18 protein-coding genes are annotated in these 22103 nt (G+C 42.2%); 13 read left to right on the plus strand and 5 right to left on the minus strand.

The annotated features are described in order from the left end of the window. Positions 1 to 12 precede the first annotated feature (12 nt). From E5Y90_RS04485 to E5Y90_RS04500, 4 genes are all read left to right on the plus strand, one after another. Positions 13 to 1335 carry a TolC family protein gene (locus E5Y90_RS04485; RefSeq protein ID WP_174659524.1) on the plus strand — a complete coding sequence of 441 codons (1323 nt, stop codon included), beginning with the start codon at positions 13 to 15 and terminating at the stop codon, positions 1333 to 1335. A gap of 1 nt (position 1336) precedes the next feature. Then, the gene (locus E5Y90_RS04490; RefSeq protein WP_174659525.1) at positions 1337 to 2575 is read left to right on the plus strand and encodes an efflux RND transporter periplasmic adaptor subunit; all 1239 of its coding nucleotides are present in this window, start codon (positions 1337 to 1339) and stop codon (positions 2573 to 2575) included. Continuing rightward, positions 2565 to 5714: an efflux RND transporter permease subunit gene (locus tag E5Y90_RS04495; RefSeq protein ID WP_174659526.1), complete on the plus strand. Its 3150-nt coding sequence runs from the start codon at positions 2565 to 2567 to the stop codon at positions 5712 to 5714. The genes E5Y90_RS04490 and E5Y90_RS04495 overlap by 11 nt, the downstream gene beginning before the upstream one ends. Positions 5715 to 6185: 471 nt before the next feature. Next, positions 6186 to 7100 (plus strand): LysR family transcriptional regulator, encoded by a 915-nt coding sequence (locus E5Y90_RS04500; protein WP_174659527.1) that lies wholly within the window; start codon positions 6186 to 6188, stop codon positions 7098 to 7100. A 111-nt stretch (positions 7101 to 7211) separates the two neighbouring features. Here E5Y90_RS04500 and E5Y90_RS04505 read toward each other — a convergent pair whose 3' ends face one another. Then, the gene (locus E5Y90_RS04505) at positions 7212 to 8783 is read right to left on the minus strand and encodes a sensor domain-containing diguanylate cyclase (protein WP_174659528.1); all 1572 of its coding nucleotides are present in this window, start codon (positions 8781 to 8783) and stop codon (positions 7212 to 7214) included. A gap of 773 nt (positions 8784 to 9556) precedes the next feature. On the opposite strand from E5Y90_RS04505, the gene E5Y90_RS04510 reads away from it, so the two are divergent. Beyond that, positions 9557 to 9757: a hypothetical protein gene (locus E5Y90_RS04510; RefSeq protein WP_151206600.1), complete on the plus strand. Its 201-nt coding sequence runs from the start codon at positions 9557 to 9559 to the stop codon at positions 9755 to 9757. A 740-nt stretch (positions 9758 to 10497) separates the two neighbouring features. Further along, on the plus strand, positions 10498 to 10710 hold the full coding sequence (locus E5Y90_RS04515) for a hypothetical protein (RefSeq protein WP_151204667.1): 213 nt from the start codon (positions 10498 to 10500) through the stop codon (positions 10708 to 10710). Positions 10711 to 10926: 216 nt separating this feature from the next. On the opposite strand, the gene E5Y90_RS04520 is transcribed toward E5Y90_RS04515, so the two are convergent. The 3 genes from E5Y90_RS04520 to E5Y90_RS04530 form a co-directional block, all read right to left on the minus strand. Continuing rightward, positions 10927 to 11277 carry a hypothetical protein gene (locus E5Y90_RS04520; protein ID WP_174659529.1) on the minus strand — a complete coding sequence of 117 codons (351 nt, stop codon included), beginning with the start codon at positions 11275 to 11277 and terminating at the stop codon, positions 10927 to 10929. A 217-nt stretch (positions 11278 to 11494) separates the two neighbouring features. Further along, entirely contained in the window at positions 11495 to 12160 is a 666-nt protein-coding gene (locus tag E5Y90_RS04525) for a hypothetical protein (protein WP_174659530.1), read from the minus strand. A 96-nt stretch (positions 12161 to 12256) separates the two neighbouring features. Beyond that, the gene (locus E5Y90_RS04530) at positions 12257 to 12955 is read right to left on the minus strand and encodes an exonuclease domain-containing protein (protein WP_151206405.1); all 699 of its coding nucleotides are present in this window, start codon (positions 12953 to 12955) and stop codon (positions 12257 to 12259) included. A 332-nt stretch (positions 12956 to 13287) separates the two neighbouring features. Here E5Y90_RS04530 and E5Y90_RS04535 point away from each other — a divergent pair, with 332 nt between their 5' ends. The 7 genes from E5Y90_RS04535 to ahpF all read left to right on the plus strand — a co-directional run bounded on the left by E5Y90_RS04535 (position 13288) and on the right by ahpF (position 21624). After that, positions 13288 to 14535 (plus strand): alpha/beta hydrolase family protein, encoded by a 1248-nt coding sequence (locus E5Y90_RS04535; RefSeq protein WP_174659531.1) that lies wholly within the window; start codon positions 13288 to 13290, stop codon positions 14533 to 14535. 153 nt (positions 14536 to 14688) lie between these two features. After that, entirely contained in the window at positions 14689 to 15942 is a 1254-nt protein-coding gene (gene glyA, locus E5Y90_RS04540) for a serine hydroxymethyltransferase (protein ID WP_151204662.1), read from the plus strand. Positions 15943 to 16245: 303 nt separating this feature from the next. After that, on the plus strand, positions 16246 to 16650 hold the full coding sequence (rnk, locus tag E5Y90_RS04545) for a nucleoside diphosphate kinase regulator (RefSeq protein WP_151204661.1): 405 nt from the start codon (positions 16246 to 16248) through the stop codon (positions 16648 to 16650). A gap of 296 nt (positions 16651 to 16946) precedes the next feature. Further along, entirely contained in the window at positions 16947 to 17738 is a 792-nt protein-coding gene (locus tag E5Y90_RS04550; RefSeq protein WP_174659532.1) for a tellurium resistance protein, read from the plus strand. A 16-nt stretch (positions 17739 to 17754) separates the two neighbouring features. After that, positions 17755 to 18888: a toxic anion resistance protein gene (locus tag E5Y90_RS04555; protein ID WP_174659533.1), complete on the plus strand. Its 1134-nt coding sequence runs from the start codon at positions 17755 to 17757 to the stop codon at positions 18886 to 18888. A 37-nt stretch (positions 18889 to 18925) separates the two neighbouring features. Continuing rightward, positions 18926 to 19843 carry a hypothetical protein gene (locus tag E5Y90_RS04560; protein WP_174659534.1) on the plus strand — a complete coding sequence of 306 codons (918 nt, stop codon included), beginning with the start codon at positions 18926 to 18928 and terminating at the stop codon, positions 19841 to 19843. Between the two features lie 215 nt (positions 19844 to 20058). Further along, positions 20059 to 21624 carry an alkyl hydroperoxide reductase subunit F gene (gene ahpF, locus E5Y90_RS04565; protein ID WP_174659535.1) on the plus strand — a complete coding sequence of 522 codons (1566 nt, stop codon included), beginning with the start codon at positions 20059 to 20061 and terminating at the stop codon, positions 21622 to 21624. 223 nt (positions 21625 to 21847) lie between these two features. Here ahpF and E5Y90_RS04570 read toward each other — a convergent pair whose 3' ends face one another. Beyond that, on the minus strand, positions 21848 to 22102 hold the full coding sequence (locus E5Y90_RS04570; protein WP_174659536.1) for a YfhL family 4Fe-4S dicluster ferredoxin: 255 nt from the start codon (positions 22100 to 22102) through the stop codon (positions 21848 to 21850). Position 22103: the final 1 nt, after the last annotated feature.

Below are 22103 nucleotides of genomic sequence, written 5' to 3' on the forward strand. Positions count from 1 at the left end.
AGTGGGAAAATTATGTCTTTACAAAAAATGGCATTCTTGAGCCGTTATCTGGTGGTCGCTGTCTGTGCAGTCTGCGTGCAATATAGCTGTGCTGAAACGGTCAGCGGTTTTGAATCGGCTTTAGCAAAAGTACAAAACTATCAGGCTCAGGATCAGTTGTGGCAACAAGGCCAGCAAGTTTCTAAACTGAATATTCAGCAAAGCCGGTTATGGCAAAATCCAAGTTTAAGCCTCGAAAAGTCCGGATTTGGTTCAGATCAGGAGCAGGAATTCAGTATTGGCATCAGCCAGCCGCTAGACCTTTTTGGCGAGCGTAAGCTGAAGCAGCGTATGGCACAGACCTCAAATCAGCAAATCCAGTTACAGCAGCAATTATGGCAAGCACAAAGCCAGCTGATTGTGAAATTTGCCTGGTCACAATTGCTGCTTGCTCAGGTTGAACAGTCTGTCTATGCCTCACAATTAACCGTAAGTAAAGCTAATCTGGACAGTGCCCAGAAACGTTATCAGGCGGGCAGTATTGCACTGGTCGATTTTGAACGTGCCCAGATTGAAGCGCTAGATGTAAAACGGCTGTATCAGCAAGCGCTTTTGAATCAGCAGGTGGCTGAGCGTCAGCTCTCTAATTTGTGGGGAGAAACGGCCGCAGCTATTCAGCCGAATAAAAAGGGGGTGCCTTGGCCGGAGCACAGTGAGCAAGTGGTACAGCGTTATATTGCACAAGGCTGGCTGGAAAAGCTGTATGCCTTGAATCTCCAGCAGTCGAATAATCAGATTGAAAATTTAAAAGTGCAGGCGCGTCCGAACCCGACCTTGAATGTGGGAATGAATCGTAGCAAGTCGCCGGATGAAAATAATGAAACGGTTTTAGTACTGGGCGTTGATGTGCCGCTGAATATTTTTAATCGTCAGCAATATACGATTCCTATGGCCCAGCAGCAACAGATCTTGCTCAATCAACAGCAACAACAGGAGCTGAAGCAGCAAATCTTGGATATTGCCAATGGCATGCATCAGCTGAAAGGCTTGCGCAGTCAGTTTGATGCAACGACTGAACAGATTGCCTTGGCAAGTAAAGTTCACAGCCGTACTTTGCAAGGTTTTCGGGCAGGAAAACTATCTACTACAGATGTCCAGCAGGCGACTACTCAGCTGCAAAACCTCCGTTTAGGACAATTACAGATTCTGCGTCAGGCCTGGCAAAGTGCCCTGACTGCTGAGGCGCTCAGTATCGGCACCAGCTATGAGGAGATCAGCCGTTCAGATGCCCATACCCAGCTGAATAAAAATGCCATTGCCGTATCACAAAATTTAATCAATGCAGGGGCGCGATAAAATGAATATGAAGCAAAACGGAAAATTATCCCAGCCTCTCATGATTGCGATTTTGATTGGGGTGACGATTCTGGTCGGCATCGCGATCTGGTTTAACAGCAAAAATACTCCCTCTGATCCACATGCGCATGAGGAAGATCATGGTCAACATGCGCATGCAGAGGGTTCTGATGAAGCGCATGCAGAGCAAGGCGAACATGGGGCAATACAGCTGACCGCCCAGCAAATGGCCGAGCAAGGCCTGAAAATTGCGGTGGTATCCACTGGGATGGTTGAAAAGCTGACCACATTGCCCGGCCGGTTGGTGGTCAATACCGACCAGCAGGCACATATTTCTCCGAACTTTAGTGGCCATGTTGAACAGGTAAATGTAGCTTTGGGACAGAATGTAAAAAAAGGGCAAATACTGGCGGTACTTTCTGTACCTGAGCTGATCGACCAGCAGGCGAATCTGAGAATGGCGGAAGCCACTCTGGAACTGGCCCGTCAGGAATATCAGCGTGAACAGCAGCTCTGGTCACAGGGAATATCAGCAAAACAGGATTACCAGCGTGCCGAAAGCGCCTATCGTCAGGCCCAGATTAGTGTGCAATCTGCCAAGGCACGTTTAAATGCCTTGGGTGCAAGTGGCAATAATAATGGCCGTTTTCTGATTCGAGCACCAATCTCGGGCGTGATCAGCCAGAAGGATATTGTGGTCGGTGAAAATGTCCAGCTGGCCGACCAGTTATTTGTGATTGAACAGTTAAAAGACTTATGGCTTGAATTTAATCTGCCAAATCAGTTTCCAGGCCAGTTGCAACCAGGCCAAACGATTGCTTTTAAAAGCAATGGGTCCGAGCAAAGCTATACCGCCGTCATTCAAAGCTTAAGCCCTCAGGCCGATGTGCAAACCGGACGTCTGGTGGTACGCGCCAAGCTGAATGTCCAAGCTGACGAACTGCGGCCGAATGTCCTGGTGAATGTGCTGATTAGCGAACCATCTGCAAAAGCTGCATTGCGTATTCAAAAATCTGCACTGCAACAGATTGAAGGCGAGGACAGTATTTTCATTGTTGAATCACAAGAAAAAGGTCAGGTGCATTTAAAGGCCCAGCACGTCGTACTTGGACAAGTTTCCAGTGATGGCGAATGGCTGGAAGTGATTTCGGGTCTGAGTGAAGGGCAAAAGTATATTAGCCAAGGCAGTTTCTTGCTGAAATCTGAACTGGAAAAAGATGAGGCAGGCCATGAACACTAATTCTGATCTGCCCAAAGCAGAAGGACTGTTTGAACGAATCATCCAGTTCTCGATTCAAAATGCCATTTGGGTCATTCTCTTTGCCTGTACCTGGATTGCAGTCGGGATTTACAGCTATCAGAAATTACCAATTGATGCGGTACCTGACATTACCAATACCCAGGTTCAAATCAATACTCAGGCGAATGGGTTTACGGCGCTTGAAGTCGAACAGCGGATTACCTATCCTATTGAAAATGCCATGGCCGGGATTCCTGATCTGGAACTGACCCGTTCCATTTCGCGTTATGGCTTATCGCAGGTTACTGTCGTTTTTAAAGATGGCACCGATATTTATTGGGCCCGTCAGCAGATCAACCAGCGGGTACAGGAAGTCCAGTCTGAACTGCCTGCGCAAATTGCCCCGACCATGTCTCCCGTTTCCACAGGTCTGGGAGAGATTTATCAATGGGTACTTAAAGCCGACCCGAATGCCAGAAAGCCGGATGGAAGTGCATATACGGCGATGGATTTACGCGAGATTCAGGACTGGATTGTGCGTCCTCAATTGCAGCGTGTGCAGGGCGTTGCAGAGGTCAACGGCATAGGCGGCTTTGAAAAAACGTATGTGGTGTCGCCAGATCTGAACCGTATGCAGCAGCTGAAAATCTCATTAGACCAGCTTCAGCAAACATTGCAGGAGAATAATGAAAACCGGGGAGCTGGATTCATTGAGGACAATGGGCAGCAGTTGACGGTACGTGTACCGGGTACACTCAACCAACTCTCTGATATTGAAAATACCATGATCGCCAGCCCAAATGGCGATCCGATCCGGGTCGGAGATATTGCCGAGGTATCTATTGGGCATGATTTAAGAACCGGTGGCGCCACTTATAATGGTGAGGAAACGGTGCTGGGCATTGCCATGATGGCAATGGGAGAAAACAGCCGGACGGTTTCTCAGGCGGTACATGCCAAGATTCAGGAGGTGCAGAGCAGCCTGCCTAAAGGGATCAGTATTGAAACGGTGTATGACCGCACCACACTGGTTGAAAAAGCCATTCAGACGGTACAGAAAAACCTGCTGGAAGGGGCCATTCTGGTCATCATCATCCTGTTTCTGTTCTTGGGAAATATTCGAGCAGCTTTAATTACCGCCTGCGTTATTCCATTGTCGATGCTATTCACCTTAACCGGGATGGCACAAAAAAATATCAGTGCCAACCTGATGAGTCTGGGCGCTCTTGATTTTGGCATCATTGTCGATGGAGCCGTGGTAATTGTTGAAAACTGTATTCGCCGCTTGGCCCATGCCCAGCAACTGCTCAAACGTCCTCTTAGTCAAAGTGAACGCTTTAAAGAAGTTTTTCTGGCGGCACGACAGGCACGCCGTCCCCTGATCTTTGGCCAGTTAATCATTTTGGTGGTCTATCTGCCGATTTTTGCTTTAAGTGGTGTAGAAGCAAAACTGTTTCATCCTATGGCTTTAACGGTGGTATTGGCGCTGGTGGCTGCCATCATCCTGTCCATTACTTTTGTACCTGCGGCAGTGGCGCTATGGGTAAAGGGAGATATTCAGGAAACAGAAAGCCGCTGGATGATCTGGCTCAAGACCCGCTATCAAAACGTGCTGGATAGTGCTTATCACTATAAGGCCGTGGTGTTGACCTTTGCGATTTGCCTGTTGGTACTGACGGGTTTGCTTGCTACTAAAATTGGCAGCGAGTTTGCACCGCAATTAAGCGAAGGGGATTTTGCCGTACAGCAGTTACGCTCACCGAGTACGGGGCTGGAAGAATCCTTGCGCATGCAGGAAAATACCGAAAAACTGTTACTGAAAAATTTTCCGGAAATTAAAACGGTATTTGCCCGTACCGGTACAGCTGAGGTGGCTACCGATGTGATGCCACCGAATATTTCCGATGGCTATATCATGTTGAAACCGCATGAAGAATGGCCTAATCCGAAAGAGACCATTGATGAGCTGAGAACTCGAATGGTCGCTTATCTTGCCACACTACCGGGAAATAACAGCGAGTTTTCTCAGCCGATTGAACTGCGTTTTAATGAGCTGATTTCCGGAGTGCGTAGTGATGTCGGAGTGAAGGTTTTTGGTGATGATATGCAGCTGCTTAATAGCGAAGCTGAAAAAATCGCCAAAATTATTCAGCAGATCGCAGGCAGTAGCGCAGTGCAAGTGGAGCAAACCTCAGGTCTGCCTTTACTCAATATTGAAATTGATAAAGCTCTGGCTGCCCAATATGGACTCAGTGTCAGATCTATTCAGGATGTGGTGGCTGCCAGTATTGGCGGGCGCAGTGTCGGAGAGATTCTGGAAGGAGACCGCCGTTTTGATTTTGTCATCCGCCTGAGTGATCAGGAGCGTAATGTCGCAGCTGTTGCGCAATTGCCCTTACAACTTGCCAATGGGGGCAGTATTGTGCTCTCTGATATTGCACAGGTTTCGACCATTGAAGGCATTAATCAGGTCAGTCGGGAAAATGGTAAACGTCGAATTGTGGTCACAACAAATGTTGAAGGCCGTGATTTAGGTTCTTTTGTCTCTGAGCTGCAAGCCCGGCTCAAAGAATACAATTTGCCCAGCGGTTACTGGATTGAATATGGTGGACAGTTTGAAAATCTGGCTTCAGCCAAGGCCCGAATGCAAATCGTAATTCCATTGGCCTTAATTACGATTTTTATTTTACTTATGGCCGTCTTTCACAACGTCAGGGAAAGTCTGCTGGTGTTTACCGGTGTTCCATTTGCTCTGACAGGCGGCGTACTGTTTTTATGGCTGCGCGATATTCCCCTTTCAATGTCAGCAGGAATTGGCTTTATTGCCCTCTCTGGGGTTGCAGTGTTGAATGGGCTGGTCATGTTGACCTTTATCAAGGAATTAAGAGATCAATATTCCTTGCATGAAGCGGTATGGCAGGGGGCAATCTTAAGGCTCAGACCAGTACTGATGACTGCCTGTGTTGCCTCACTGGGTTTTGTGCCGATGGCACTGGCTACCGGTACAGGGGCCGAAGTACAAAGACCGCTAGCGACAGTGGTGATTGGCGGAATTATTTCCTCTACTTTACTGACATTGGTGTTGTTACCGGTACTGTATCGCTGGATGAATCATTCCAGACAAAATCGTGATGCCTGATGACCAGTCTATGAAAAAATGAAATCACCATACTCAGGATGATTCTAGAATTGTCCTGAGTCTTCTATTTTACTGTGTGCTGCCCTAAGCAGAATGGCTGTTCATGTCCTGTACCTCGTTAGGTAATATATCTATTTAGCGATGTCTGGATATTTCATTTCAGATGAATAACTTGTTTTATAAAAAGATCAGGCTTGGATTGAGGTTTTCTGTGGCGAATCAGTATGGTCCTTGGGTAAATTTCAGCACATATTTAATATGGATGTAGGGATAACCCTGAATAGGGATTAGTGTGATCATGCGATAGCTGCTGTTTAAAACCGGAGAGATTTTATTAAAACTATCATCCCATTATTTAAAGTGAGAAAAATTCATTGATTTTATCTTAAGATGATTTAAATTAAACCAGATTGGAAGAGCTCAGTTATTTCCGGAATGGAATAAGCCATTTTTATATTTTGGGTATTACGCATGCTAGAACTACGACATTTAAAAACACTGACCGCTTTACGAGAGCATGGTTCGCTCGTTGCAGCAGCTGGGGACCTGTGCCTAACCCCATCCGCTCTATCGCATCAGTTGCGTGAGCTTGATCAATGGTTTGGCGTTGAAGTGGTTAACCGCCGTAGTCGCCCTGTGAGTTTTTCTAATGTTGGGCAGCGGTTACTGAAACTGGCTGATGAAATTCTTCCCCAAGTGCAAATTGCTCAGAGTGATATTAGCCGTATTGTGCATGGGCAGACCGGAAGAATCATTTTCTCTTCAGAATGTCATAGCTGTTTTGACTGGTTAATGCCTTTATTGAATCAATACCGTATGCAATATCCTGACGTCGATCTGGATTTTGCTTCAGGTTTTGAGGCGAATCCGCATGAATTATTACAGACCGGGGAGTTTGATCTGCTGATTACCGCCGATCCGATTGCACTCAAAGGGATCGAATACTTTCCAATTTTTGAATATGAATCCCGGCTGGTGCTCTCCAATACGCATCCCTTGGTACGCGCCAAAGAGATTACGGTACAAGAGCTGGCTGAAGAAACTCTGGTGACTTATCCTGTCGATAAGCACCGTCTGGACATCATGTCGCGTCTTTTTATTCCTGCCAATATTTTACCCAAGCAGATCCGTACCACGGATTTGACCCAAATGCTTATTCAGCTGGTGGCCAGCGGCCGGGGTATTGCAGCGTTGCCAGATTGGGTGGTCAATGAATACGAGCAGAAGGGCTGGGTAACTTCACGTCGTTTGGATTGTGTAGCACCTGCAGGTTTGCGTCGTACTTTATATGCGGGTTATCGCAGCGAGGAAAAAGAAAAAGATTATTTTGAAGGCTTCTTAAAGCAGCTCGAACGCTTTTCGAAAAAGAGAGTAACCTACTACTAAGTATTCTATGATCATCAGCATGGTATTGTTCAATGCTGATGAGCATATTATAAATATTTGGATATAAATAAATCTTCCATTTATGAAGCAGAAAAGACCAAACATATAAAATCAGAAACATACACAATTGCGTCCCTCATTTTTAGCTTTATATAAATTGTTATCAGCTATTTTAAAAACTTCCTGAATATTATTAGAACTAAGTGGCCAGGACGCAATCCCTATAGAAATCGTTATATTGCCGATATTGTCAATTTTATGCGCTTCGACTTCTTTACGGAAGCGCTCGGCACTTTCATAAACCTGTTGCGGATTACTGTTTGGTATAATAATGATAAACTCTTCACCGCCATATCGACAGCACAGATCATCTTTCCGAAATTTTTGTTGCATCAGACTGGCAACCTGCTTTAAAACAATATCTCCCTGATCATGACCATAGGTATCATTCACTTTTTTAAAATGATCGACATCAATCAGAAGTATCGAGAAAGTGGTAGCGGTATTTATTTTTTGGGTAATGAAGTCATTCATTCCACGGCGATTCATCAGCCCGGTTAAAGGATCGGTATTAATATGATTATCCATCTGGGTAATTTGCTGGGAAAATTTTCGCATACTGGACAAGAGAGAAAATTTAAATTTGGTGACCTCATAATACCAAGGCTTGATCTCTTTAATTTTGGAGCTTATTTCAGGCTGATTTAATAAACCTGCCATATTGGCCAGTTGATTTAAAGGTGAGGCAATATAATTCGATAATTTCCAGACGATATAAAATATGAGCACATAGAAGAAAAAGAAGGCCGCTGCCAGTTTATAAAGTATCGAATTTGCCTGTTTGAGCAATTCATGAGTAGGCTGTTGCGATACCACAATCCAGTCTGTAACCGGAATATGGGAAAAGCCAGCCAGATTATCTATGCCTTGACTATTGATTAAACGGATCTGACCATTTTTATGGGTATGCATATAGTCTATGCCGGTATTACCTGTTGCCGTCTGCCCGATTCTATTCGCATCAGGATGGAAAATAATTTCATTTTTATGGTTAATCACATAAATATAGCTATTTTTATAATTATGATTCGTTGTTAAAACTTTATTAATAATATTCTTCTCTCTGAGATAAATAGCTGAACCAATAAAACCCTTATAAGCATTTGAGCTATCAAAAATCGGCTGAGAAATGAATACAATCATATTATTTTTAACAGAATAATAAGGTGAGGAAATATAGGCTGATTTTTTATTTAGGGAATTTAACACCCCAGGAGTATTCTGTATTTGATTTTTATCAATATTAAGTACATTTGGGGAATAGTTAATCAGTCTTCCCTGAGGATCACTAATGACCACGCTATTATAGTGATCAGACTGATATTTTAACCGGTTGGTTTCACTCTCTCTTAGTTCATGGCTATCGAAGTTTTTACTTAAAACTTTAGAGCTGTATTCAAGCTCAAGCAGCATGTTTTTAAAGTAGTTATTGGTATTTAAAGATACTTTATTGGCATAATTCGAGTTTAAGGCCAGTGAGTTGCTGATCAGCTGGTTTGTGACAATCTGATAGCTGATAATTAGAGAAATAATAAAAAGTGTAGAGACACTAAAAATCGCTAATAAAAGTATTAACTTTCTTAAATTCAGATCGAGGCGCTTTCTAAATTTATAAATTAGCATGAAAAAAGAATTATATTTAAGTGTAATGATACGTATTGTATTGTATTTTTCTTGCAAGTTTAAAGAAAAACAACAATAAAATTTCTATCGAGCAAAGGGCGGATTATTTAAGGTGACGAGTTTTCATCACCTTGAGGTTTTTTATAGCAGCGTCTCCAATTTTCCCCACGTTTTACAAATATTGCAATGGTTTTGATTCTGATTGCTCTACCTGCCTTTATATGAAGTACAGAACTTATGCAAAATAGATGAACAGGCTTAATCCGATATTGTTTGTTTTTTTCAGTGCCCTTTTAAACAACTTGTGCTCACACTCCTGAAAATGAGACACTACAGCATTCAACTCCAATGAAAACTTTTAAAGCAGATCAGACCACACAACGAGCAAGCAAAGAAATTAAGCCAAACAGACATTAAATCAAAGGTATATACTGAAATTGTGCGAATGATTGCCTTGGGTCGGCCAGTGACGATAGATTATCGTACTAATCGAATTGCTATCGTGGTCGGTCCTCAAACTAACATTATTGTAACGGCCGCGTGTGGCTAAGCTGGTTCATCCTTCTACTTTACAGTCCTCCTTAGATGATTTTTTAGGATGAAATGTTATCTTTTAGAATAAGAAACTTTATATAAGCTTACATAAATATTAAAGCTTCTCTATTGAATAACTTTGTTGACTATTTGAGCATGATCTTTTCAACTTTAATAAGGGATGAAAGGCCATGAAAAAAGATGAAAACTCTATAAATGATGAAAATATGCCTGTAAATATTCAGCAGGAAGAAAGACCTTTAAATTTCGAGGATGATGAACAGCCTTTAAATTTTGAAGATGAAGAGTTTATTGATGATAAAAAAGAAGATGAACTCTACAATACGATTACCAAAGATGGATCAAGTGTTGATCCTGCCGATGATGCGAAGCAGCACAGACGGCCTGAAAATGGTGAACCTATCGAAATTGATGAATAAGCAAAAGCCCAATTGTATATTGGGCTTTTTATTGGCCTTAAAAGTAGTACAAGACTGAAGAGTTTATTCTCGACGCGCAAAGTAAGTATCTAAGCTAAAATGATCAGATGATTTTTTTCCAGAATAAAGGCTCAATTCAGTTTTTTAGAATAAAAGATTAAACCTTTTAAAGCAGCAAAGAACATGATAGAAAGAGGGTAGGTTTTTTAAAAATATTTATTTTCAAATAAATAGCTAGTGTTGTACCTAACTACTCAATTGATACTTCTGGGTCTGGCATCGCGTAAATAAGAGCCAGAAATAGACTTTAAAATAGACCAGAAATATAATAATCCGTTTTTTAAAATTCACAATTAAAATCTTGTATGGCTGTTTTTGGTGAAGTGTAAAAGGCTATTGTAGCCTTAAAAAAGAGTGTTATATTAACTTCACGGTAGGTCAAAAAACAAACGACGCTACCAATTAGTTGGACGGATCAATGACAGTTAGTTGAGTTTGATGTCTAACATTAAACAATAAATCTAGCACTAGCCATCCAACACAGAGCTCGCAGAAATGCGAGCTTTTTAATTGGATTTTTTAATTTTTGTCATACAAGTTAACCTATTTTAAAAGAATGATTCGCTATACTTTTTCCTGTTTAAATAAGTTTACATTGCCAAATTCGCTAACATTTTTAGGCTTAACGGCCAGTTCGAGTGTGTTATAAAAACCTTAGGAAAATAAAAGAGGGAAATAATATGTCAAAGATGATAGATATCAAGGTTAAAGATCAATACAGTAAAATTATTGATGCCAAAGCCTTATTGCGCTCACTTACAGATTATCAAGCTCCTACAGATCTGGTTAAAAAAATTGATCATATTGTGGTAGAGGGCGAGAAGATTTTGCCAAGTATTGAGCTATTATTTGAAAGTCAGCAGTCCAGTTGTATTTACCGTGTAGTTGAATAATAAATGGAGTACATATCTCATGTCTCCAATAGTTTGCGTTAGAGCTCTAAGCTTACCACCTTGGATGAAATAAAAAACTCACTATAAGGGTGAGTTTTTTATTTGGTATAAGAAGGTTTTACAGAAATCAGGTGAGCCAGTATTTAGTTTAAAACCTATAAAATCATATTCCATCCAGCGGTTCAAATTCGCGCTTTGATTTTAATCAATCTTCAATTAAAAAGATTTAAGCTGGACATTAACCTCATATTTTTCAAATTCTTTTAAAATAGTGCTTAGAATATGTTGTGCCGTAGCCTGTTCGGCACGCAGGATGAGTTCCTGCTGAAGCGTGCTATCAAAACATTCAATACCCTGTATTAGCCAATGGTGCTTGATCTGGCTTTTCTGGATCAGCACCCGGCGTGGTTGCAAGTGCTCACAGAGCTGCCGTGGCAATACAGAGCTAATAGCGAGTACGATATGTTCTATTTCTTCAGGCGGACTCATAAAAGTGATGACCCAGTTTCCTACTTTACTGAGCTGCATTGGATTGTCGAAGGCATCAAATTCTAGATAATATTGCATATAGCTGATCCAACTGGATGTAAACCTTGGTTATATGCGGGTAAATAACTGTTTTTTCTATCACGCTTAAGTATGGGTTTTGAGCATTTGAATTTGCTCTTAAAATAATTACTAAATAAAATCAAAAATATATATTCTTGTCTCACTTAAATCTGATTGCTTTGAAGGATGAGTTAAGAGATTAAAAGACTAAATGATAGGGAATCCTGTCAGATTCTTAATCAACAGTAGACTGGAGTTTTTGATAACTCAAATTAATCTGCTGCAATTTATAATTTAACTCTTGGGGATGGATTCGACTTTCTTGTAATGTGGTAATCCATCGCATCTGACAGCGTTTTAAATGCTGGATATTCGAAGCATTTAAAATATGTTGAATTTGCTCTTTAGCCATTAAACCACAATGTTTTTGCAAACTATCCATCATCATATATTTCAGATCTTCAAATGAAAGTGCCTGTAGTTCAGGAAGGAAAATTTCAGCGCTTTTATTCAAGTTTTCTAAAGGGGCGATCGGGTCATCAGAAGTCGCCACTTCATTTATCGATAGAAGAGCATGATCATTAGCCACCCGGGAATGAGAAGGACTTAAAGGTCGGTAATGAATCTCCGATTCTGTCAAACCTACTTTTGTCCCGGCTTCTGGAAGAGTTCCGGTCTGATGTTGAGTGACAGCCTGCTTGTCGGCCGGCGTGATTAAGCCCATTTGACAGAGCTGCAGCAATAATTCAGGACGGGCAATATGCAGTCTGGAAGCTTCATTTAAGGAGTCAAAAGCTTCGCTACCGATTAACACTAATAGTTGGCGCTGACGTGCAGTGAGGGGAAGGGACCGATTCTGTAACACATCCATCCCACGTTGAGTCTTATTAAAAAGTAACATCCTTGATCTATCTTCTGCTTAAATAAGCACCAGCATAGAAGGTGAAAATTACAATGATATTAAGGATATATTACGCTTTTAAGGATGAGCTGATGGTTATAAAGTCAGCACAGCTGCATTTTCCAGCGCTTTACGCAAATAAGGATCGAGTTCATCCTGGCGTAATAACCATTGCACATAGTCCGCTGGTAATTCCGCAATCGCTGTACCCCGATGCTTGCCAAAATTAATGCTGCGTGGAATACGGGCATCTTCTGAAGCGGCATATAGTTCTTCCAGACTGTTAATTTTCAGGTGATGCACAATATGCATCAGAATATTTGCGGTAAGAATGATATCCATATCTGCGCGATGCGCTTTACGAATCATCTCACGGGCCCGCTCACTACCTTTGGTAATCATATAAATGAGTGCGGAAATATTGTGTGCTTCTGCCTCTGGCCAGACCCGACGAGCAAGGGCAAGGGTACAAATAGCTTTAATATTGGATGAATCTACACCACATTTTTCCAGAGCACGAATATCGTAATCAATATTATGCCCGATAATATAAGTGGTTTCTGTTGGAAGCTCGAAGCTGCTGTAATGTGGCTGTCCATCCAGATCAGATTGTAAAATATGATGCACAGCCATCGCTGCAAAAGAAATTGGCTCATCACATGAATATAACTGATCAAACAGTCGGCTTTTATCCAGACTGAGTTTATGGTCTACAATCTCTACAGGCGCATAGGCGATTTCAATCGGTTGACCATTCAGGGTGTGGGTTTCAGTATCGAGAATAATGGCCTGCATGTCGGAAATGTTCCTGAAAAGAGAGGAGAGTAAAATCTAACATTATTATTTTGCAACTGACAATCGAATTGCTTTATTTCTGTATTAATTGCAAGCTTTTTAACTTATGACGACTATTTGTATGGTTCCGGAGAGGAGCAACTCTCTATTTTAAAGTTTGCTGATTTCAGCATAAATCTAAACTGGCGCGAATTTAATAGAAAAAATAACGCATTCTTTGCTTGATATTGTTTAGATAAGTTGGGAAATTATATGTGGTTTTATCGTTTGTTAAAGATAAAAACCAGAAAAACTCATTAGAGATGATAATAAATATGATAAGGATAAGATCGATGAAACGTCAAGTATTGACCTGTGCTCTTCTCACATTAAGTGTAGCCTTAACTGCTTGTAACGATGATAGTGATAATGATCATTTTTACGAGTCCAAACCTGTTATTCCAGTAAATAATATCGTTAATCCAGTCGTGGCCACACCTGTAGCCTACACTCAGACAGATTTCTCCGGGATCGCTGACGAAAGTGTGATCATGACTTATAAGATGTTAGGAATTAATGGTAAGGAAACACAAGCTACTGCATTAGTTTTTACACCCGCGGGAACACCTCCAGCTACAGGCTGGCCAATTGTGGCATGGGCACATGGAACTACCGGTGTAGCTGATCAGTGTGCGCCGAGTCGCAAAGCGCTGAATGATTATATTAAAGCCATGATTGGCGGGTTTCTCCAAGCTGGCTATATTGTAGTAGCACCTGACTATGAAGGTTTAGGAGAGCCGAGTGGAAAAGAACTTCATCCTTTCTTGAATCTGAAAAGTGAAGCTTATTCTATTACTGATGCGGTGGTGGCTGTACGAAATTATTTAGGTTCACAAGCATCCAGTCAATGGGTTGCTGTAGGGCATTCTCAAGGTGGCCAGGCAGCTTTAGGTGCTGCGCAATATGCAGCTCGTGCTTCTAAGATGACCTATAAAGGTACGGTAGCTTTAGCACCGGCTTCAAATTTCAATCTGATTTTGACAGGAGGTGAACAACAGGCAGGACAAGAAACAAATCTGGATAAAAAAATTGGAACTTTAGCGTCTTTAGATACCTTTACTGCACTGATTACTGCCGGTTTGCGTAACCCGAACCCGAATCTGCAATATAGCCAGATTTTTAAAATGCCAACCGATGAAATTGCGAAAAATGCAGAAACTGATTGCTATGATGTATTAGGTCAGAAGTTTGGTAGAGCAATGTATGCTTATGCACAATCAAATAATAACTCAGTAAATAATTATCCTCGTACTCAAACTAACTTTATGAGTATTCCAGTCGTAAAGAACTTTTTGGAAAAAGATTCTCAGCCTTTACTTGTTAAAGTTTCTACGCCAGTGATTATTTATCAGGGTTCAGCAGATAGTACCGTTCCTAAAGCAGCAACAGATGTTTTAGTAGCACTTGCCAAGCAGAAACAAACTTCAGTACGTTATATTACGGATGAGTCAAATGCGACTAAATGGGATCATAGTAGTGTCTATGCACTGAATATTCCTAGTATTATTTCAGATGTGAAATCTCTAATGCCAATTCAATAACTTATTTTTATCTGAATGGCTCATGTTTTTTAGGTATGAGCCATTTTTATTGCAAACTGCATAAAGTTCATGATCGAAAATATCAAACTTCATGCTACAATACGCGCCAATCTTAGCACGGCTTAAAAGCCCTAAATTAATAGGACCTCGCTAATGTTTGCCAATATCTCTATTGCTGACTTTGATCCAGAATTAGCTCAAGCAATTTCGCAAGAAGATGCTCGTCAAGAAGCTCATATTGAGCTAATCGCTTCAGAAAACTACTGCTCACCAGCAGTTATGGAAGCACAAGGTTCAAAACTGACTAACAAATATGCGGAAGGCTACCCAGGCAAACGCTACTATGGCGGTTGCGAATATGTAGACGTAATTGAACAATTGGCCATTGACCGTGCTAAAGAACTCTTTGGTGCTGATTATGCTAACGTACAGCCACATGCCGGCTCACAAGCCAACTCTGCGGTTTACCTTGCACTGCTTAACCCGGGCGACACCGTTTTGGGTATGAGCCTGGCTCACGGTGGTCACTTGACTCATGGTGCAAAAGTTAGCTTCTCTGGTAAAACATATAACGCGATTCAATACGGTTTAAACCCGGAAACTGGCGAAATCGATTACGAAGAAGTTGAACGTTTGGCGGTAGAACACAAACCACGCATGATCGTGGCGGGTTTCTCTGCATATAGCCAAATCGTGGACTGGCAGCGTTTCCGTGAAATCGCGGATAAAGTTGGCGCTTACCTGTTTGTTGACATGGCGCATGTTGCAGGTTTGGTTGCGGCTGGTGTTTACCCAAGCCCGGTACAAATTGCTGACGTAACTACGACGACTACGCATAAAACACTTCGTGGCCCGCGCTCAGGTTTAATCCTTGCAAAAGCCAATGAAGAAATCGAGAAAAAACTACAATCTGCGGTATTCCCGGGCAACCAAGGTGGTCCTTTAGTTCACGCGATAGCGGCTAAAGCGATCTGCTTTAAAGAAGCAATGGCACCTGAATACAAGGAATATCAACAACAGGTTGTGGTAAATGCTAAAGCAATGGCTGAAGTATTAATCGCACGTGGTTATGATGTAGTATCTGGTGGTACTGAAAATCACCTCTTCTTGTTATCTTTAATCAAACAAGACATCACCGGTAAAGATGCTGATGCCTGGTTAGGTGCGGCTCACATTACTGTGAACAAAAACTCTGTACCAAACGATCCACGTTCTCCATTCGTGACTTCAGGTATCCGTATTGGTACACCTGCAGTAACCACTCGTGGTTTCGGTGAAGCAGAAGTTCGTGACCTGGCTGGCTGGATTGCAGATATCCTGGACAGCAAAGGTGACGAGGCTGTGATTAATACAGTGAAAGAAAAAGTTGCAGCTGTTTGCGCGAAATTCCCTGTTTACGCAAAATAAGTCTGACTTGAGAAAAGCCCCCCTTCTCAAGGGGGCTTTTTTTATTAGGGAAAATTTTTTATTTCCTGTATCTTTTAAACGTGATTGGACTTTCCTTTTTCTGAAGAATTCAACCTGCTACTAGGGAAGTGGCTGCAAGCTTTTAATCCGGTGATTTAAAAAATGCTCGAGACGACATAATTATGCTTGTTATGTGGTCCTGAACTTGATAGATATATTTCAAATCACTATTAAAAAAATCGTTGAATATATTTTTTTCAATTTTATAGATTCTTCACTTATTTGTTTAACAAGGTAATTAAGATGGATAAACCAGTGATTATAATATCTGAACAGGACCTGCATCGTCTGGAAACGATGCTGGATAATCAGATGAAGCTTAGCGAGACCATGATGTCGCTGGAAGATGAACTGGCACGTGCAGAAGTCATGAAGCCGGATGAGATTCCAAGCAATATCGTTACGATGCATGCTCGCGTATTATTGACGATTGCACCATCTACCGAGTCTGTAGAAATTACCTTGGTTTACCCGCACGAGTTCAAAGGTGAAAAAGGTCAGCTTAATGTGGTTGCCCCTGTAGGAACTGCGATTTTAGGTTTGGCAGAAGGGCAGACCATTGAATGGCCACAGCCGGACGGTCATATGATGAAAGTGAAAATTGAAAAAGTGCTGTATCAGCCAGAACGCGAAGGCGATTTTTTATAATTCTGGATGGATTGCAGAAAGAGCCATAGTGATATGGCTTTTTTATAACAGTTTTATTCTTTTAGAGAGAAAAAGCCTTGGTTTTGATGCAGTTAAAACATATTTTTTACTTTGCTGACGATAAGTAGACGCGCTGCGCCAGCTTGATAAGACCATAATAAAATAAAGATAAAACATGAATTTAGTTAAAGCGCTGTAACGAATTTCTGGATAAATAAACACAATTCTGCTTCTTTCTTTGTTACATTCAATATATCCCCCTATACCCATTGTTAAGAAAGGATAGACCTACGCTCATGTCTAGATTTGAAGCTTTACCAGCCTTGACTGACATGCCGATTGATCCTGCTCAGGTGCTGAAGATCAAGCGTAATGAACTTGTACCTCTTCTGAATGATCAGTATAAATTGAATCATTATGCAGAGCCGCTCATCCAGGCCCAATCTGTTTTATTAAATGGTGTTGATCCTCATTTAACCCGGCAACTGAGCCAAACCATTGAGCAGTTGATTCAGATGCTCTCTGAGTCAAAAAAATATCTGAAAAAGCGTAAATTTAATGCCCTGCAAAAATGGTTGGGGATGGATCTGGATTATGGTTCCAGTCAGATTGAATATTATAAAAAACTGGATGCCTTGCTGGATCAAGCCGCTCATTTGAGTACCAAGCTACAGGTCGAGATTCAGAAATCTCAGGCGCGTTTTCAGCAGTTGCTGGGTTTGCGTGAACAGATGGCCAGACATATTCTGGCAGCAGAAGAGTTTTTGTCAGAATATCCGCAGTTTGTGCAGAACCAGCATCCTCTGGATAATTTTTCAGAACGGCTTTCTAAAAAAGTGCATACTTTGCGTACGCTGCAAAGTAGTAATGATATTGCCATTACCCAGATGCAGCTTTCCCAGCAGCTGTCTTATACTTTGCTAGACCGGTTTAAGGAAGCACAGCAGGTGCTGATCCCGGCCTGGCAATATCATGTCAAACAAAGCCAGATGAAACACTCGACAAGCGATCTGGAAAAACTTGATAATAGCCGCAACCGGCTGATTAAAACGTTAAGAAAGTCACTCGAGAAGCCCTCGGATACATAACAATATAAGGTGAACCATGACCAAATCTGATGTAGTAAATTTACCTGCCGAAAGCTCTACTGAACTGGCCGAAGAAAAATTTCAGCAAATGAATCTCAGAGAGCTCGGCTTGCAGCCTGCAGACTTTCAGGAAGTTTTGGCAGTACGTAAAGAGCTGCAGCAAATGAGTCATAACACTGTGGCTGAATATGGCAAGAATATTGCCAGTAAAACCTCGAGCTATACCGATGAGCTGCTGAATCTGGTGCAAAATAAAGACCTAGATGCAACTGGCCAAAAGCTGAATCAGGTCGTACAAGTGGCGCAGCAGCTCAATACCAGCAGCATTTTAAATAAAAGAAAAAGTTCAGGTTTTCTGGGCAATATCATCAACAAATTTAAAGGGGTGAAAGGTAATTTTGATACCCATTTCAATACTACCAAAGAACAGATTGATGTTTTGGTCAAGGAGATTGAAACCTCTCAGTCTGGCCTGAAAGCACGCGTTGATACGCTGGATAAAATGTTTGATGGCGTGCAGGATGAATATAAACAGCTGGGGATTCATATTGCAGCCGGGCGTTTACGTGAACAGGAGTTGCAGCAGGAAATCGCGCAACTGACTGCATTAGAACAGGATCAGAACACCACCCAGAAGATTTATGACCTGAATCATCTGGCCAATAATCTGGAAAAACGCATCAGTGATTTACAGGTCCTGCAACAGTCTGCCATGCAAACCTTGCCGATGATCCGGATTATCCAGTCCAATAACCTGATGCTGGTAGATAAATTTTACGCCATTAAAAATATTACCTTGCCAGCCTGGAAAAACCAGATCAGTCTGGCCATCTCCTTGAATGAGCAAAAAAACAGTGTGCAGCTGGCCAATACCATTGATGATGCGACCAATGAACTGTTACGCCGTAATGCTGACCTGTTGCACCAGAACTCAGTGGATACCGCAAAAGCCAATCAGCGCTCAGTGATTGATATTGAAACGCTTGAACATGTGCAAAACACCCTCATTAAAACTGTGAATGATGTGATTCAGATTCAACAGGAAGGTGTACAGAAACGCAACGAAGCTACGCTGCGTTTAAAGGCGTTACAGGATAATCTGAATCAATTGGTGATTGAATCAAGTAGCAGCGGATCAAAGTCTGACTAAAACAGATGTGAGGCTTTGATCTATGAAGGAGTAGAGCTTGCCTCCCGTAGAAGACTATGTGCTAAAACCTCGTGACATCCAGCAAGGGGTAGTGGCTTTAAAAAAGCGTCAACGTAATTTGATGCTGTTAGCGCTAACCAGCTCGACTATATTTATCGCCTCGGTGGTTGGCCTGTTCTTTCAGCAAGAACTGGTTTATGGCTTTTTTGGTCTGACTACCCAGATTCAGCAATTGCATTTACCAGTCAGTGTAGATGCCAATTTAGCAAGTATTGGCGATAGCCCGGATTATTTTTTTAGTCTGCTGAGCTGGTTTGGCTGGCTGATTCTCAAAACTTTTGCTTCCTTTATTGGCGCATTTTTTGTGATCGGTTTGCTCAAAAAGTTCCGTTTCTTTTTTGTGCGTTTCCAGTCCTTTGTGCTGAAGTTTGTGGGCTGGCTGATTGCTTTTATTCTGATCTGGTCAGGTCTGAGTTATTGGCAGCATGACCTGAAAAGTGATCGTGCTGATGCCTATAAGCAGGTGGTCTATTACGATAGCAATCTTAATGACAGTGAAATTGCACGTTATCTTACAGATGCCGATATTGCAGGCCCAGTAAAATCTTATTTACTTGCCCAAACTGCACTATTGCATAAACCCGTAGATTTGTCGGCGGCCAAACCCTATGTGTTGAATCTGGTTGAGGCAGAAAAGCAGGATGCCAAATTTGAGCAATATGGTTTTAAACCCGAGCAAATCTGGACCATGCAACAGCAGGTTTATGGCAAAAGTCTGACACCGCTGGCAAAAAGTGTGTCTACTCAGGTACAGCAGGCCGAGCAGTTGAGTCAATTTGCTCATATCGTTATTATTGCGGTTGCGATTTTATCCGCCATATTGAGCCTGATTTTATTTTTTTTGGCCCATCTCATCAAAAACCGTTCCTTAAAGATTGAACAGCGAATGTTCTAAATAAAAAATGCGTCGTATCAGGCGCATTTTTGTCTTTTTATTGAGAGTGAATCATGCGAAACCTAGAACTTCCATACTCAACTGAAAGAACGTATCCTGATATTTTGATCTAAAAAAACGATCATTAATATAAAAACAAACTGTTTCTTCTGTTTTGTTATTTGACTTAAAATAGCGTCATTAAATAAAGATTTACTCCCTTGGAGATGTTAGCAATGTTGGATCAAAATACTTCCGCCCAACTCAAAACCTTACTTGAACGCCTTGAAGCACCTATTGAGCTGGTGGCCACTTTAGATCAATCAGATAAATCTGCCAAAATCAAAGAACTGGTGGAAGAAGTCGCAGCTCTGTCTGATCGGGTGACTGCCCGTTTTGATGGTCAGAACAAGCGGGTACCCAGCTTTGGAATTGCCAAAGCCGGTGAACAGCCACGGGTGTTCTTTGCAGGTTTGCCAATGGGCCATGAGTTTACTTCCCTGATTCTGGCATTGTTACAAACCTCGGGTTATGCCCCGAAAGTCTCTGATGAGGTGCTGGCTAATATTAAAAGCCTGAATATCCAGTCTGACTTCGATGTCTTTGTCTCTTTAAGCTGCCATAACTGTCCGGATGTGGTGCAGGCACTCAACCTGATTGCCATCTATAACCCGGGTACCACTGCCACCATGATTGATGGAGCCTTCTTCCAGGATGAAGTGGAAGAGCGCAAAATTATGGCAGTGCCGATGGTCTTCCAGGACAACAATCATATCGGTCAGGGTCGTATGACGCTGGAAGAAATCATTGCCAAACTGGATAGCAATGCAGCAGCCAAAGATGCAGAAAAACTGAATGCCAAACAAGCCTTTGATGTACTGGTGATTGGTGGAGGACCTGCGGGGAATACTGCCGCAATTTATGCTGCCCGTAAAGGCATTCGTACCGGGATCGTGGCTGAACGCATGGGCGGTCAGGTCATGGATACTATGGACATTGAAAACTTTACCTCTGTCCAGAAAACCCAAGGTCCCAAGTTTGCGGCAGAAATGGAAGCCCATGTACGTGAATACGATGTGGACATCATGAACCTGCAGCGTGTCTCTGCGATTAAAGGTGCCGATGAAACCTCTAATGGTCTGGTAGAAGTCACCCTTGAAAATGGTGCAAAACTTGCCTCAAAAACTGTGGTGCTATCCACAGGGGCACGCTGGAGAGAGATGAATGTTCCGGGAGAGCAGGAATACAAGACCCGTGGTGTGGCGTACTGTCCGCACTGTGATGGCCCCCTGTTTAAAGGCAAACGTGTTGCCGTGATTGGTGGCGGTAACTCGGGTGTGGAAGCAGCGATTGATCTGGCAGGTCTGGTTGAGCATGTCACCCTGATTGAGTTCGATACCAAACTGCGTGCTGACCAGGTCTTGCAGGACAAGCTGAACAGTCTGGCAAATACCAGCGTTATCAAGAATGCGCTGTCTACTGAAGTGCTGGGAGACGGTTCACAGGTCACCGGCCTGAAATACAAGGACCGTGCTACAGATGAAGAGCATGTCGTTGAACTGGCGGGCATCTTCGTACAGATTGGTTTGCTGCCAAATACCGACTTTTTGAAAGGCAGCAAAGTCGAGCTAAGCAACCGCGGTGAGATTGTGATCAATGAGCGCAATGAAACCAGCATGAAAGGTGTATTTGCTGCGGGTGACTGTACCACTGTTCCCTACAAGCAGATTATCATTGCCACTGGTGAAGGTGCAAAAGCCTCGCTGTCTGCTTTCGATTACATGATACGCTCAGGACAATAAAGAAAATGGCACCAGGAATCCCCAAGTTCCCGGTGCCAGATCACGAACAATATTGTTATTGTTCTTTTTTATTGGAACTCTGGATGCTAACTCCAGAGTTCCTTTTTTTATCTTTTTATTATTGAATCAGCTGCATGTGTCCCCAAGCACATTAGGCTGTTTCTCATCTTTTTATTTTTGTTTTATAACCCTTCTTATTATGCTTTCCCCAAGGTGATCTGTATTAGGCATTAAACAGGTTTAAGCCCTTAAACTTTTGTAGCAACTGTTCCGCTGTTTCACGGTGTTCAGGATATGGAATGATGCATTCAATTGGGCACACATCCACACAGGTCTGATGCTCGTAAAAACCGACACATTCTGTACAACGGTTGACATCAATTTCATAGATTTTGTCACCCTCATAAATCGCTTCATTCGGACATTCTGCTAAACACATATCGCAATTGATACATTTATCGGTAATCAGTAGTGCCATG

Origin of the sequence: Acinetobacter sp. 10FS3-1 (assembly GCF_013343215.1) — a bacterium.
GTDB classification, from domain to species: domain Bacteria; phylum Pseudomonadota; class Gammaproteobacteria; order Pseudomonadales; family Moraxellaceae; genus Acinetobacter; species Acinetobacter lwoffii_C.

Coding starts and splice junctions, on each gene's coding strand:
- E5Y90_RS04485 (WP_174659524.1), top strand. CDS start 13: ATGTCTTTACAAAAAATGGCATTCTTGAGCCGTTATCTGGTGGTCGCT.
- E5Y90_RS04490 (WP_174659525.1), top strand. CDS start 1,337: ATGAATATGAAGCAAAACGGAAAATTATCCCAGCCTCTCATGATTGCG.
- E5Y90_RS04495 (WP_174659526.1), top strand. CDS start 2,565: ATGAACACTAATTCTGATCTGCCCAAAGCAGAAGGACTGTTTGAACGA.
- E5Y90_RS04500 (WP_174659527.1), top strand. CDS start 6,186: ATGCTAGAACTACGACATTTAAAAACACTGACCGCTTTACGAGAGCAT.
- E5Y90_RS04505 (WP_174659528.1), bottom strand. CDS start 8,783: ATGCTAATTTATAAATTTAGAAAGCGCCTCGATCTGAATTTAAGAAAG.
- E5Y90_RS04515 (WP_151204667.1), top strand. CDS start 10,498: ATGTCAAAGATGATAGATATCAAGGTTAAAGATCAATACAGTAAAATT.
- E5Y90_RS04520 (WP_174659529.1), bottom strand. CDS start 11,277: ATGCAATATTATCTAGAATTTGATGCCTTCGACAATCCAATGCAGCTC.
- E5Y90_RS04525 (WP_174659530.1), bottom strand. CDS start 12,160: ATGTTACTTTTTAATAAGACTCAACGTGGGATGGATGTGTTACAGAAT.
- E5Y90_RS04530 (WP_151206405.1), bottom strand. CDS start 12,955: ATGCAGGCCATTATTCTCGATACTGAAACCCACACCCTGAATGGTCAA.
- E5Y90_RS04535 (WP_174659531.1), top strand. CDS start 13,288: ATGAAACGTCAAGTATTGACCTGTGCTCTTCTCACATTAAGTGTAGCC.
- glyA (WP_151204662.1), top strand. CDS start 14,689: ATGTTTGCCAATATCTCTATTGCTGACTTTGATCCAGAATTAGCTCAA.
- rnk (WP_151204661.1), top strand. CDS start 16,246: ATGGATAAACCAGTGATTATAATATCTGAACAGGACCTGCATCGTCTG.
- E5Y90_RS04550 (WP_174659532.1), top strand. CDS start 16,947: ATGTCTAGATTTGAAGCTTTACCAGCCTTGACTGACATGCCGATTGAT.
- E5Y90_RS04555 (WP_174659533.1), top strand. CDS start 17,755: ATGACCAAATCTGATGTAGTAAATTTACCTGCCGAAAGCTCTACTGAA.
- ahpF (WP_174659535.1), top strand. CDS start 20,059: ATGTTGGATCAAAATACTTCCGCCCAACTCAAAACCTTACTTGAACGC.
- E5Y90_RS04570 (WP_174659536.1), bottom strand. CDS start 22,102: ATGGCACTACTGATTACCGATAAATGTATCAATTGCGATATGTGTTTA.